Source organism: Clostridioides sp. ZZV15-6388, assembly GCF_020657755.1.
Taxonomy (GTDB): domain Bacteria; phylum Bacillota; class Clostridia; order Peptostreptococcales; family Peptostreptococcaceae; genus Clostridioides.
On sequence record NZ_JAGWCU010000016.1, the window covers coordinates 1 to 12,697 of the forward strand.

Below are 12,697 nucleotides of genomic sequence, written 5' to 3' on the forward strand. Positions count from 1 at the left end.
TTTTGGCAGTCATTTTGTTGCTAAAGTTCACTTTATTACAGTAGAAAATACAAATGATAACATATTTTACCAACTATAAGTAAAAATAAAGATAGACTATCTAGAAAAGTCGCTATTTTACAAAAAAGAGCAACTTTACGAAGAAATATTTAAATACATATTAAAATTTTTTTTTATTTTCATTGAGGTTAATTAAAAAAAGATTTGTTTTCTTACTAAAAAATAAATCGTTATATTAAATATAATAGAAATGTAATAAATTTAGATGGGTAAAGAAGTCATTTTTTGTAATATAGTAACTTCAATTTTAATCACTAAATATAGTAGATAAATATATTTTGAGGAGGAGTGAGTATGAATACATATGACATTATAAAAATGGGATTAGATGCAACTAATTTAAGAAGTCAGGCAATAGCAAATAATATAGCAAATATAAATACTGAAGGCTATAAGAAACACTATGTAACTTTTGAAGAAACATTAAATGATGCCATGCCTAAAATAGAAGAAAAAACAGACAATTCTAAAGGTTTAAGAGTGGATGGCAATAATGTGGATATAGAAGAAGAAAAAGTAAACCAAGCAATGACAACATTACAATATAATGCTTTGATAGGTTTTGCAAATGGTAAAATAGCAATGACCAAATCAATAATAAGTGGGAGGTAATTAGAAGATGAGTGTGTTCAGTGGGATGAGAATCTCTGCTAGTGGATTAACAGCAGAAAGTTTGAAAATGGATATCATATCATCAAATGTAGCTAATATAAATGCTACAAGAGGTCCAAATGGAGAAGCATATAGAAGAAAAATTGTATCATTTGAAGAAAATTATGATAATAAATTAGGTATGTTAGGAGTAAAAGTCACATCTGTTGAAGATGACAAATCACCTCTTAAAGAAGTATACGACCCATCTCACCCAGATGCAAAGCCAAATGGATATGTAGAATATCCAAACGTAAATATATTAGTTGAGATGACAGATTTAATAACTGCTTCACGAGCATATGAGTCTAATATAGATACATTAAATGCTCAGAAGTCTATGATAGCAAAAGCACTGGAAATAGGAAAGTAGGGATAAATTATGCCAATTACACAGATTAACAACCTAGTGCAAGGAGCACAGTTAGAGAACTTAATTGGAGAAACTAAACCATTAAATACTAATAATAAAGAAGAAAAAAAGAATTTTGAAGATGTAATAAAAGATACTATTGATAAAGTTAATTTTCAACAAGTGACAGCAGATGATATGAAAGAAAAATTTATAAAAGGCGAAGATGTTTCTATGCATGAAGTTATGTTAATAGGTCAAGAAGCACAACTATCTATGCAATATCTAATAGAAGTTAGAAATAAGATTCATGATGCATATCAAGAAATGAATAAAGTACAAATTTAGCCTTTTGAACAGGAGTAATAATCAATGATAGCCAGTTTTAAAAATAAGATTAAAGAGCAAGTTGCTAAATCTAGGACAAAAATAGGTTCTCTAAAAAAGGGTACTAAGATAGCATTAGGGATAGGGATTGTTGCTATATGTTTAGCACTAGTATTTACAGCAATATCTGCAAGCAAAAATAAGTATGCAGTCTTATTTTCAGAACTAGATGTTCAAGATGCTGCAGATATATCAGCAGAATTAGAGTCTAGAAAGATAGATACCAAGGTAAAAGGAAGTACAATTTATGTTCCTAGAACAGAAGTTGATAAGTTGAGATTAGAGTTAGCTCCAAGTTTGACAAGTGGTTCTAAAGGATTTGCACTTATGGATGATAGTTCATCAATAGGTCTTACCGATGAAGAGTTTCAAATTAAGAAGCAACGAATGATACAAGGAGAAATAGAAAAAACAATCAAGAGTTTTCCTCAGGTGGAAGATACTAGAGTACATATAACATTTGGTGAGTCTTCTGTATTTGAGAAGGAAGCTGTTCCAGGAAGCGCTGCAGTTTATTTGATGCTAAAGCCAGGAACTACTTTAGAGAAAAATCAAATAAAATCTGTTATGGCACTTGTATCAGGAAGTGTTACAAATATACCAGAGAAAAATGTTCAAGTTATTGATAACAAAATGAACTTATTATCTGAAGGCATCTTAGACGATGAAGAAGTTGATGAAAACAATCAACCGATAAATGGTGCTATTAGTATTGATAAAAATAAGGCATCTGAGCAAGCACTGAATAAACAATTAGAAAAATCTATTTTAGACATGTTAGAACCAATATTTGGTACAGGAAAAGTAAAAGCTACAGTAAATGCTGATTTGAGTTTTGATACAGCTGAAAAAACTGAAATAAAAATTGACCCTGACAAAGTTGCTATAAAGGAAACAAGGTCAAAAAATTCATCTAAATCTGCGACAAATAATGTCCAAGGTGTAGATGCTAATATGAATAACCAAGGGAATAAAAATGGTACTAATACAGAAGATAGTTTGGATGAGAGTTTTGAATATGAAACAGGTAAGATTGAAACTCATACTATAGTTGCGCCTGGAGAACTTAAAAGATTGACAGCTTCTGTTGCTATAGACGGGAAAATAGCTAAAGGTGTTCAAGCTGATGTGGAAGATATTGTTAATAATGCTATAGGTATGGATGGAGCGAGGGGAGATACACTTAGCGTTGTTTCAATGGTATTTGACCCTAAGGGTAAGGCAGAAGCTAAACAAGAAATGGAAGATATTAAAAAAGAAGGATTCAAGAACAATATAATAAAAGCGGTTGTTGGAGTAGTAGCAGTTGTTGCAGTAGGTGTTATTGGATACTTAATATATAAAAAGAGAAGTGAACAAGAAGATATGGATTATGAAGATGAAGTTTATAGTACTAATTCTAATTCTATTGATAAGAAAGACAATCCTCTGTTAGGGGATGACCCAGAATTGACATTAGAAGAAGCTGTTAAAATGTATGCAGAAGAAAAACCAGACCAAGTCACAGAGATAATAAAAACTTGGTTAAATGAGTAAGGGGGATAGAAAGTGTCCGCGGAAATTACAAATGTTAGTGCGTTTGATTTAAGTGATATAAGTGAAAATGATAAGAAAGAAAAGGTAGAAGGTGAAGGTTTAAAAAAAGCTGCTGTATTGTTAATGACATTAGGTCCAACTGTGGCTAGTGATATAATAAAAAGTCTACCAGATAAACAAGTTCAAAAAATAGGTCTGGAAATTGCAAATATTTCTTCAATAGCTTCAAAAGAAAGAAGAGAAATATTAAAAGAGTTTGTAGAAATAAATAAAGCGAAAGATTATGTTATAGAAGGCGGGCTTGAATATGCAAAAGAATTGTTAAGTAATGCCTTGGGAAATGCCAAAGCAAGTAAATTACTTGAGGGTATATCAATAGATACAAGTACAAAACCTTTTAAACATATTATAAAACTAGATGTAAAGAAGATATTAGAAGTACTTAGAAATGAAAGTGCACAGACTATAGCCATTTTACTTGCACATATGGAACCTGAAAATGGTGCAGAAGTTTTAGCTTATTTAGATTTTGATTTACAAAATGAGGTAGCTATGAGAATAAGTTCAATGGGTTCAATATCTCCAGAAGTTATAAGTGTAATTGAAAGCTCATTAGAGGATAAATTGCATTCAATAAGTGGTGAAGAGTTTAAAGATTATGGAGGAATAGCTACTCTAGTTCAAATATTACTTAATTCTGATAGAAAAACAGAAAAGAATATTTTGAATACTATTGAAGAAAAAGACCCAGCTTTAGCAGCTCAAATTAAATCTAATATATTTGTATTTGAAGATATTGTCAAGTTAGATGATATAAGCATACAGAAAGTACTGAAAGAAGTAACTATGAAGGATTTAGTATATGCTTTAAAAGGTGTGGATGATGAAATATCAGATGCTATATATAGAAATCAATCCTCTAGGGCAGCAGAAGCACTTAAAGAAGAGATGGAAATGGTTGGTGTCATAAAGGTTACTCAGGTTGAAGGTGCTCAACAAAAAATAGTAAGTATTGTAAGAAAACTTGAAAGAGAAGGTGCCATAACTATTGTAAGGAATTTTGGTGATGACTTTGTTGAATAATAAAATTATTAAAAGTGAGAAAGCATCATATAAAGGAGTACTGGACTTATCTATAATAGATAAAGCTAGAGTGGGAGAATCAAATATAAACGAAGATAATGATTGTAGATTTAGAGATGAAGTAATAAAAGAAGCTATAGAATCTGCTGAGATAAAAAAGAATGAGATATTGGAAGAAGCAAAAATAAATGCACAAAATATAGAAAAGCAAGCATATGAAAAAGGGTATAGTCAAGGTCAGAAAAATGGATATGAGGATGGATATAAAGAGTCATATAATGAGTATACCCAAAAAGCTAAAGATGAAGCAGATTCTATAAGAAATCAGGCAAATTTAATCTTATTACAAGCTAATGAGAAAATGACTGAGTACATAAAGGAAAAAAATAAAGAGATTATAAGACTTGCTATTAATATGGCTAGTTCTGTTCTAAAAAAGCACTTTGAAGATGAAGAATCTATGAGTGATTTGTTAAAGCAAATTATTCAAGATTATGAAGGAAGTAGTTCATTCATAGTAAGATGTAATTCTTTCTATAAAGATAATATAGAGAAAGAGTTTGAATTATTTAAAGAAGAAACATCATTAAAATCAAGTGTATTTGTTATTGCAGATGATAGCATAGATAAAGGAAATGCTATTATACAAAAGGAAAATGGAAGAATAATAGTTGGTATTGATTGTGCTATGGAAAAACTAAAAGAAGAATTGCTTGGTGAATAAAGTATGTATAAAACTGATATATCTATAGATTTTGACAAAATAAATAAGAAAATAGAAAATTTAGAACTTACTATATCAGAAGGTAGAGTTAAGAAGATAATAGGGCTTACTGTAGAAGTTGAAGGGATAAAAGCTTTTGTTGGAGAGCTATGTGTTATATACAATCAAGTCAACAAAACAGTGAATTGTGAAGTAGTAGGTTTTAAAGATAAAGAAGTAATATTAATGGCATTAGGAGAGTTAACATTAATAGCACCTGGTTGTAAAGTTATTTCTAAGGGGATACCTTTAAGTGTTATGTGTAGCGATAATTTACTAGGTAAAGTACTTGATGGTCTTGGAAATCCTATAGACAACTCAGAAGTTGTTTTAGGGGACAGATACAACTTGAATAATGAACCTCCTGACCCAATGAAGAGAAAAAAGATACGCAATATAATGGAAACAGGTGTAAGAGCAATAGATGCATTTACTACTTGTGGTGAAGGACAGAGAATAGGAATATTTGCAGGAAGTGGAGTAGGTAAGAGTACAACTCTAGGCATGATTGCTAGAAATGCAAAAGCAGATGTAAATGTAATTGCCCTTGTTGGAGAAAGAGGAAGAGAAGTATTAGATTTTATTGATAAAGACTTAGGTGAAGAGGGAATGAAAAAATCTGTTGTTGTATGTGCGACATCAGATAAAGCACCATTAGTTAGACTTAAAGGTGCCCTTACAGCCACTGCAATAGCCGAATACTTTAGAGACCAAGGGAAAAAAGTAATACTTATGATGGATTCTGTGACTAGATTTGCTATGGCACAAAGAGAAGTTGGAATAGCCATAGGAGAGCCACCAGCACAAAAAGGATATACACCATCTGTATTTGCCATTTTACCAAAACTCATGGAGAGAACAGGGACATCAGATAAAGGCTCTATCACTGCATTTTATACAGTATTAGTTGATGGAGATGACTTTAATGAGCCAATAGCAGATACTACAAGAGGGATACTGGATGGTCATATAGTTCTATCTAGAGATTTGGCAAATAAGAACCATTATCCTTCCATAGATGTCTTGAATAGTTTAAGTAGACTTATGAATGAGATTGCTTCAAAAGAAGATATAAAAATAGCATCATTTGCAAGAGATATGCTCTCTGAATATAGAGAAGCAGAAGATTTGATAAATATAGGTGCATATGCTTCAGGTACCAATAAAAAAATAGATGAAGCAATCTATTATCATGAGCATATTATCAATTTTTTAAAACAAGGGATAAATGAAAAGAGCTCTTTTAACGAAACTATAAGTAGCTTGAAAAGAATATTTGAATAAATAACTTAAAAAAATATTTGAAGAGGTTGTGATGGAATTGGATAAAAACTTTAAGTTTAGATTACAGAAAGTCTTAGACTTAAAAATGAAAGATGAAGAAAAAATAAAAATGGAGTTTGCTAAAATTCAACAAAAAAAAATAGATATAGAGAATAATTTAGAAAACTTAGAAAGTAATTATAATAAATATTCTATAAGTAAAGATAACGATAGTATTCAAAATCAAAAAATAACTATTAACTATTTGTTGGCTCTAAATAACTCTATAATGGATTTATCAGAGGAACTGGATAAGTCGACAAATGAACTTGAAAAAGCTAGAAAACAGCTTATAGACAAACAGATAGAAAGAAAATCATTAGAAAAACTAAAAGAGAAAAAGTATGGACAGTATTATAGAGAAGAAAATTTAAAGGAACAAAAAACTAATGATGAGTTTGCAAGTATGAGTTATTTGAGAAATAGACAAGTTCTATAAGAATAGTAGGAAGTGAGGATATTATTGTATGAAGATACAAGCAGATTCTTATAATGTTATTAAAGATATTGTGGATAAAAAAAGTTCATCTAAGAATAAAGATGTAAAAAAGAATAAATTTGAAGATAATTTGTATAAGGCAACAGACAATAAACCAGTTAAAGATAGAAAAGAAACAAGCAATCAAAATGTTAGCTCAGATAAACCAGAAGATAGTGATAATGAGTGTCATTTAGATGAAGATAAAAGTAATCACTTAGAAGATAAAAGTACATATGAAAAAGATTGCAGTAAGATTAATGAGATTTTACAACAATTACTAAATATTTTAAAAAATAATGATAAAAAAGATAAAGATATAAATTCTATATTAAATGATATAGAAAAGCTAAATGTATCAGATGAATTGAAACAAGAAATTAAACTTAATAAAAATATGTTGAATAAGATTGCAAACCAAAATGCAGAATTAAATAAAGCTAATGCGAATAAATCTGATGAAGCGCAAAATTTAGACATGATGAAGTTAAGAGAACTTTTAGAAAATAATGCTAAAGGAAACTTTGAAGTAATTAGTAAAACTACAGAGGATGATAATAAAAGCATAGATTTATACAACTTTGATAGTAATAGAATGGACAATCTTAACTCAAATAAGCAAAGAGATGATAGTTCTGATATTTTGGAAAAACTAGCAGGGGTTAATGGAAATAAAAACGGAAATTTGGGTCAGGTAATAAATAAAAGCATGGATATAAACAAAACTAAAAGCGATAATGTTAATTTAAAACATATAGAATCAAACGTCATGGATGATTCGATTAAGGCTATTAAACATATGAAAACAAATGATATACAAGAGTTAACAATTAAATTAAGACCAAAAGAATTGGGAGATATGAACATACAATTATTGAAAGATAATGAGAGTATGAAAGCTGTTGTAACTGTTTTTAATAAAGACGTATTTGATTCTATAAATAAAAATATAACAGATTTAAAGCAACATCTTGAACTTACGAATGTAAATATAAAAGATGTATCAGTGCAAATGCATAGTGATAATAGAAGTACATCAGATACTTTTGATAAAGCATTTGAACAACAGAACAGACAAAATAACCAAGAAAATATGAATAAGCAGGATACAAATAATAAGCGTAACAATATAGTCATAGAAGATGATATTAAAGAAAATCTTATTGATGATGAAAGAGTAGATTTATTAGCGTAATAAGGGGGTAATACTGTATGTATGGAGTGGCAACAGCTTTAGCAGGGGCTCAAGGAAACTATAGGTCAAATAACTTAAGCCAACTTGAAAGAAATATTAATGATATTGCGAATAAACAAGTTAGAAGTAAAGGAAATCAGACAGTAACAGACAACGGAACTCCAATTATAGGGCAGGGTGACGATGCTGATAAAGACTTGTTTATGAAAATACTTGTAGCACAAATGGGTAATCAAGACCCAATGAATCCACAAGACCCAACAGAGTATGTATCACAATTAGCTCAGTTTGCAACTTTAGAAAAGATGTCAGCTATGAACGACAAGCTAGATATACTCTTAGCTTTAAGTAACTCTACTCTAATAAACTCTGCTTTGAGTATGGCAACGTCATTAATTGGTAAAGAAGTAGAAGTATCTGGAGAAGAGAAGGAAGATGAAAACATTGTAGGTGTAGTAAAGTCCACATATATAAAAGATGGAGAGGTACACTTAGAACTGAAAGTAGATGGTAGTGATAAAACTGTAGATGTTAAATATGAAAAATTACTTAAAATAGGAGAAGTAGATACAACTTCAGGAGAAGAAAATAACCCTCCAGAGCAAGAATCTCCAGAACAAGAATAATATTAAATTAGAAAAGAGGTAAATTCATGATAAAAGCAATGTATTCAGGTGTAAGTGGAATGAAAGCAAATCAAACAAAACTAGATGTAATAGGTAACAATGTAGCAAATGCTGGGACTACTGCTTTTAAGAAAAGTTCAGCTAGAATAACAGATTCATTTTATCAAACTGTACTATATGCAAGTGCTCCAACAGCTGCGTTAGGGGGAACAAACTTAGGACAAGTAGGTGTAGGTAGTAAGATATCAAGTATAAATAAAGATATGACACAAGGAAATGTACAGCCAACTAATAGACCATCAGATTTGATGATAGATGGCGATGGGTATCTTCCAGTAGTGAGACAAGGTACAGTTATGTATACAAGAGATGGTTCTTTTAACTTAGATACAGGATTTAAAGCAGCAGCTGGACCTTTGCAAAATATCAAAGGTGGAAGACTTGTAAATGGTGATGGGTATATGTTACAAGGCGAGGTTTATAAGGGTACGTATGATGCTACTACTGGTGAATTTACTAAAAATGCTACTGCAGAAGGAAAAGAACCTATTGTAATACCACTTCAAAGCGTAAGTCCTAAAGATGGAACAGTCCAAAATGTACTAGAGTACAATATATCAAAGGATGGTACTGTAGAATTTTTATTAAGTGATGGTCAAAGAACACAGTTTGTATATCCTATACCTGATGGTAAAAAAGTAGGAGATGCATCTGGTTTAAATATTAATGATGGTAAGATTCAAAAAGTACAAACATATGCATTCCAAAATCCAGCAGGACTAGACGCAGAAGGAGGAAACCTATACAAGCCATCAGCAAACTCAGGAGACCCACAAGTAGCAGGAGCTACAGGAACAATAATACAAGGAGCAATAGAAGCTTCCAATGTAGATATAGCAGAAGAATTTACAGAAATGATAATAGCAAGTAGGTCTTTCCAAGCAAACAGTAAAATAATATCTACATCAGATGAGATACTTCAAGAAATAATAAGTCTTAAGAGATAGTAGGTACATAGTATGATAAGAGTAACGGATTTAAACGGAAGAAGCTACATATTAAACTCAGACCTTATAGTAAGAATTGACTCAGTGCCAGAAAGTAGAATATTACTCACAACAGGAGAAAAAAATCTTGTAAAAGAGTCTGTAGACGAGATAGTAGATAAAGTAATAAAATATAAAAGGAAAATAAATGTAGGTTATATTAGGAGCGAAAAGTAATGAAAAAAACAGATTCACTGACATTCATTGGACTAATATTATCTACAGTATTAGTTTTATTTGGAGCAGTAAAAGGAAGTAGTTCAGGATTAAAAAGTTTTTTTGATTTTGCATCTATATTAATAACAGTATTTGGGTCATTTGGAGCATTGATGATTACATTTACTATTGATGACATGAAACTTATAAAAAATGCACTACAATACTCATTTAAAACAACGAGTATATCAAGATTAGACTTATTAAATCAATTTAAAACACTTTCAAAAAAAGCGAGAAGAGAAGGTCTTTTATCAATAGAAAGTGATGTAATGAAAATACAAGACCCATTTATGAAAAAAGGATTAGAGCTATGTATTGATGGTCTGGAAGTCAATGAAATAAGGTCTATATTAGAATTAGAGATAGATTCTGTTGAAGATACAAATAACAGATACTCAAAGATATTTAAAACTTGGGGAACATTTGCACCTGCATTTGGAATGTTGGGGACTCTAATAGGTCTTATACAAATGTTATCTGACCTTACATCACCAGATTTGATTGCTTCTGGTATGGGAAAAGCATTAATCACAACATTTTATGGTTCTCTACTTGCAAATATTGCTTTAAATCCAATTGCATATAACATAGATGAAAAAACGGAAAAAGAAGTTTACATAAAAGAAATGATGCTGGAAGGTATAATAAGTATACAATCTGGCGAAAGCAGTATAGTAGTTGAAGAACGATTAGCAACATATCTTTCAAGAAGTGAAAGACTAGAGTTCTTGAAATCTAATAAAAATACAGAAAGAGTAATTAGTAATGGCGCGTAAAAAAAATAAAAAAAAAGATGAGATAAATCCAGATGCATGGTTGGCCACTTATGCAGACACAATAACTCTAATTCTTACTTTTTTCGTATTGCTATATGCAACATCAGTTGTAGACATGGAAAAATTTAAAAATATATCGAATGCATTAAAAGGTCAGTTTTCTGGAGTAAGTATGTTTAACACAGGTTCAAGTACAAGTGCGAAGTCTCCAATAGATAGTGTTTTAGTGGATAAAAATGATAAGTCAGATTTAGAACAAGATTTAAAAGATAAGGTTAATAATTCTAACTTACAAAATAGTGTAACAGTTAAGGATGATAGTAGAGGGATTTTATTAGAGTTAGATGACTCAATCTTATTTGACTCTGGGATTTCGGAGTTAAAAGTTGATAGTAAAGCTACTCTAAATAAAGTATATGACATGATAAAAATGATGAAAAATAAGATAGTTATAGAAGGTCATACTGATAATGTACCTGTAAAATCAAGTACACATGAGTCCAATTGGGATTTATCTTCTAGTAGAGCAGTAAGTGTTGTAAGATACTTTGTAGAAGAAAAGGGCATGGACCCTAAACTATTTTCAGCAACAGGATGTGGAGAGTATCAACCTTTGGTTTCAAATGATACAGCAAAGGGAAGAGCTGAAAATAGAAGAGTTAATATACTTATAACTATCGACTAGGAGGAAGAGTTTTGTTCAAAAATAAAAAAATTATTCTAATTATTTTGATACTGATTGTTTTCTCAGCAGGAGCAGGGTTTTTTATATTAGGTAAAGGTGGAAGTGGACAAATTGATAAGATTATAGGTTTGTTTATTCCAACAGGAAAAGGTAAAGATGAAATAAAAACAGAAAATCTTGATTTAGAAGAAATGGTATTGAAGCTAGCTGATGAAGGTGTAAGATATTTAAAGGTATCAATAACTGTTTCTTATGATGCTTCATATAAAGATATAGAAAAGAATACACCTCTAATTAGAGATAATATCATAAATTGCCTAATGGCAAAAAGAGCAGATGATTTTGTTGCTGAGAATTTAGATAATATAAAAGATGAAATAAAAAATACTTTAAATACAAATTTAGGTGGAAATGTAATACAAAACATATATTTCACAAATATAGTAGTACAATAAAAGGATGGTAAGACATGATACTTTATTTATTAAAGATATTAATATGTATTCCAATAATTTTAATATTGATAGTCTTATCTTTAAAAATTAGCCAGGGAACTTTATTAAAAAAATACAATGATAAATATGTAAAAATACTAGACATTGTAAGTATAAATAAAAACAATAGCATAATAATTTTAAAAATAGGTGAAGAAGGATGTATTATTGCATCTTCTTCAGCTAGTATGAATAAGATAAAAGATTTGACCAAAGAAGAAATATCAAAAATAGAAGAGGACATTAAAGAAAGAAATTTTAAAATCCAAGACTTTAAAATGGAAAAAATCAAAGCAAAATATGATTTCAGTAGATATATTGGAAAATTTACAAAAAAGGAAGATAAGTAAATGGAACTATTATCAAAATTACCTTTGGCTGACGTACCATATACAAGTTCAATGCAATTGTTTTTATTTCTAACTGCATTAATGTTTTTACCATTTGTAATGTTCATGATGACAAGCTTTGTTAGAATAGTCATAAGTTTATCATTTTTGAAATCAGCATTAGGAGCACAACAAGCAATTCCAAGTCAAGTTTTGGTAGGGCTTGCAATAGTATTGACAATATTTATAATGAGACCAGTATTAAATGAAATAAACGAAAAGGCATTACAACCATATATTAAAGAAGAAATCACTATGGAAAAAGCTATGAAGGAAGCAGAAGTACCTATTAAAGAGTTTTTATTAAAGCAAACTAGACAAACTGACTTAGATTTATTTGTAGAACAGGCAGGGTTAAAAGAAAAAAAATTAACTCGTGAAAATATACCCTTATCTGTTGTAGTTCCAGCTTTTGCGATAAGTGAGTTAAAAACTGCTTTTCAAATAGGTTTTTTAATATACATACCATTTTTGATAATAGACCTTGTTGTGGCAAGTGTTTTGATGTCTATGGGAATGTTTATGTTGCCTCCAGTCATGATATCATTACCATTTAAGTTGTTATTATTTGTAATGGTAGATGGATGGAACTTGATAGTAAAAACATTGATATTGGGATTTGGATAGGAGAAAA

The 12,697-nt window shown here is 30.1% G+C and carries 17 protein-coding genes; all 17 read left to right on the plus strand.

What is annotated here, in order from left to right; all coding sequences use genetic code 11:
- The first annotated feature begins 354 nt into the window (after positions 1 to 354).
- Genes flgB through fliP form a run of 17 tightly spaced genes read left to right on the plus strand, consistent with a single transcriptional unit; the run spans position 355 to position 12,690 of the window.
- Entirely contained in the window at positions 355 to 672 is a 318-nt protein-coding gene (flgB, locus tag KGF48_RS11145; protein WP_227434666.1) for a flagellar basal body rod protein FlgB, read from the plus strand.
- Positions 673 to 679: 7 nt separating this feature from the next.
- Positions 680 to 1,084 carry a flagellar basal body rod protein FlgC gene (gene flgC, locus KGF48_RS11150; protein ID WP_227839298.1) on the plus strand — a complete coding sequence of 135 codons (405 nt, stop codon included), beginning with the start codon at positions 680 to 682 and terminating at the stop codon, positions 1,082 to 1,084.
- 9 nt (positions 1,085 to 1,093) lie between these two features.
- Positions 1,094 to 1,411, plus strand: a complete 318-nt coding sequence (gene fliE / locus KGF48_RS11155; protein WP_227827776.1) for a flagellar hook-basal body complex protein FliE — start codon at positions 1,094 to 1,096, stop codon at positions 1,409 to 1,411.
- Between the two features lie 24 nt (positions 1,412 to 1,435).
- The gene (fliF, locus tag KGF48_RS11160) at positions 1,436 to 2,986 is read left to right on the plus strand and encodes a flagellar basal-body MS-ring/collar protein FliF (protein WP_227839297.1); all 1,551 of its coding nucleotides are present in this window, start codon (positions 1,436 to 1,438) and stop codon (positions 2,984 to 2,986) included.
- Positions 2,987 to 2,998: 12 nt separating this feature from the next.
- Complete coding sequence (gene fliG / locus KGF48_RS11165; RefSeq protein ID WP_227839296.1) at positions 2,999 to 4,069, plus strand: flagellar motor switch protein FliG; 1,071 nt, start codon at positions 2,999 to 3,001, stop codon at positions 4,067 to 4,069.
- Complete coding sequence (locus KGF48_RS11170) at positions 4,053 to 4,793, plus strand: FliH/SctL family protein (RefSeq protein ID WP_227827773.1); 741 nt, start codon at positions 4,053 to 4,055, stop codon at positions 4,791 to 4,793. Before fliG ends, KGF48_RS11170 begins: the two co-directional genes overlap by 17 nt.
- 3 nt (positions 4,794 to 4,796) lie before the next feature.
- Positions 4,797 to 6,116: a flagellar protein export ATPase FliI gene (gene fliI, locus KGF48_RS11175; protein WP_227827772.1), complete on the plus strand. Its 1,320-nt coding sequence runs from the start codon at positions 4,797 to 4,799 to the stop codon at positions 6,114 to 6,116.
- Between the two features lie 31 nt (positions 6,117 to 6,147).
- Positions 6,148 to 6,594, plus strand: coding sequence for a flagellar export protein FliJ (fliJ, locus tag KGF48_RS11180; protein ID WP_227839295.1), 447 nt, complete (start codon positions 6,148 to 6,150; stop codon positions 6,592 to 6,594).
- A 28-nt stretch (positions 6,595 to 6,622) separates the two neighbouring features.
- Positions 6,623 to 7,828: a flagellar hook-length control protein FliK gene (locus KGF48_RS11185; protein WP_227868054.1), complete on the plus strand. Its 1,206-nt coding sequence runs from the start codon at positions 6,623 to 6,625 to the stop codon at positions 7,826 to 7,828.
- 17 nt (positions 7,829 to 7,845) lie between these two features.
- Positions 7,846 to 8,454, plus strand: a complete 609-nt coding sequence (locus tag KGF48_RS11190; RefSeq protein WP_227827769.1) for a flagellar hook assembly protein FlgD — start codon at positions 7,846 to 7,848, stop codon at positions 8,452 to 8,454.
- Between the two features lie 26 nt (positions 8,455 to 8,480).
- Positions 8,481 to 9,461: a flagellar hook-basal body complex protein gene (locus KGF48_RS11195; RefSeq protein ID WP_227827768.1), complete on the plus strand. Its 981-nt coding sequence runs from the start codon at positions 8,481 to 8,483 to the stop codon at positions 9,459 to 9,461.
- 12 nt (positions 9,462 to 9,473) lie between these two features.
- Positions 9,474 to 9,677 carry a flagellar FlbD family protein gene (locus tag KGF48_RS11200; protein ID WP_054268815.1) on the plus strand — a complete coding sequence of 68 codons (204 nt, stop codon included), beginning with the start codon at positions 9,474 to 9,476 and terminating at the stop codon, positions 9,675 to 9,677.
- Positions 9,677 to 10,495, plus strand: a complete 819-nt coding sequence (locus KGF48_RS11205; RefSeq protein ID WP_227839293.1) for a MotA/TolQ/ExbB proton channel family protein — start codon at positions 9,677 to 9,679, stop codon at positions 10,493 to 10,495. The genes KGF48_RS11200 and KGF48_RS11205 overlap by 1 nt, the downstream gene beginning before the upstream one ends.
- Positions 10,485 to 11,180 (plus strand): OmpA family protein, encoded by a 696-nt coding sequence (locus KGF48_RS11210; protein WP_227839292.1) that lies wholly within the window; start codon positions 10,485 to 10,487, stop codon positions 11,178 to 11,180. Before KGF48_RS11205 ends, KGF48_RS11210 begins: the two co-directional genes overlap by 11 nt.
- 11 nt (positions 11,181 to 11,191) lie before the next feature.
- Positions 11,192 to 11,635 (plus strand): flagellar basal body-associated FliL family protein, encoded by a 444-nt coding sequence (fliL, locus tag KGF48_RS11215; protein ID WP_227839291.1) that lies wholly within the window; start codon positions 11,192 to 11,194, stop codon positions 11,633 to 11,635.
- 14 nt (positions 11,636 to 11,649) lie between these two features.
- Positions 11,650 to 12,024, plus strand: coding sequence for a flagellar biosynthetic protein FliO (locus KGF48_RS11220; RefSeq protein ID WP_227839290.1), 375 nt, complete (start codon positions 11,650 to 11,652; stop codon positions 12,022 to 12,024).
- Positions 12,025 to 12,690, plus strand: a complete 666-nt coding sequence (fliP, locus tag KGF48_RS11225; RefSeq protein WP_227827763.1) for a flagellar type III secretion system pore protein FliP — start codon at positions 12,025 to 12,027, stop codon at positions 12,688 to 12,690.
- Positions 12,691 to 12,697 lie beyond the last annotated feature (7 nt).

Excerpts from the sequence above, each read along its gene's own strand:
- flgB (WP_227434666.1), top strand. The coding sequence starts at position 355 with ATGAATACATATGACATTATAAAAATGGGATTAGATGCAACTAATTTA.
- flgC (WP_227839298.1), top strand. The coding sequence starts at position 680 with ATGAGTGTGTTCAGTGGGATGAGAATCTCTGCTAGTGGATTAACAGCA.
- fliE (WP_227827776.1), top strand. The coding sequence starts at position 1,094 with ATGCCAATTACACAGATTAACAACCTAGTGCAAGGAGCACAGTTAGAG.
- fliF (WP_227839297.1), top strand. The coding sequence starts at position 1,436 with ATGATAGCCAGTTTTAAAAATAAGATTAAAGAGCAAGTTGCTAAATCT.
- KGF48_RS11170 (WP_227827773.1), top strand. The coding sequence starts at position 4,053 with ATGACTTTGTTGAATAATAAAATTATTAAAAGTGAGAAAGCATCATAT.
- fliI (WP_227827772.1), top strand. The coding sequence starts at position 4,797 with ATGTATAAAACTGATATATCTATAGATTTTGACAAAATAAATAAGAAA.
- fliJ (WP_227839295.1), top strand. The coding sequence starts at position 6,148 with ATGGAATTGGATAAAAACTTTAAGTTTAGATTACAGAAAGTCTTAGAC.
- KGF48_RS11185 (WP_227868054.1), top strand. The coding sequence starts at position 6,623 with ATGAAGATACAAGCAGATTCTTATAATGTTATTAAAGATATTGTGGAT.
- KGF48_RS11190 (WP_227827769.1), top strand. The coding sequence starts at position 7,846 with ATGTATGGAGTGGCAACAGCTTTAGCAGGGGCTCAAGGAAACTATAGG.
- KGF48_RS11195 (WP_227827768.1), top strand. The coding sequence starts at position 8,481 with ATGATAAAAGCAATGTATTCAGGTGTAAGTGGAATGAAAGCAAATCAA.
- KGF48_RS11200 (WP_054268815.1), top strand. The coding sequence starts at position 9,474 with ATGATAAGAGTAACGGATTTAAACGGAAGAAGCTACATATTAAACTCA.
- KGF48_RS11205 (WP_227839293.1), top strand. The coding sequence starts at position 9,677 with ATGAAAAAAACAGATTCACTGACATTCATTGGACTAATATTATCTACA.
- KGF48_RS11210 (WP_227839292.1), top strand. The coding sequence starts at position 10,485 with ATGGCGCGTAAAAAAAATAAAAAAAAAGATGAGATAAATCCAGATGCA.
- KGF48_RS11220 (WP_227839290.1), top strand. The coding sequence starts at position 11,650 with ATGATACTTTATTTATTAAAGATATTAATATGTATTCCAATAATTTTA.
- fliP (WP_227827763.1), top strand. The coding sequence starts at position 12,025 with ATGGAACTATTATCAAAATTACCTTTGGCTGACGTACCATATACAAGT.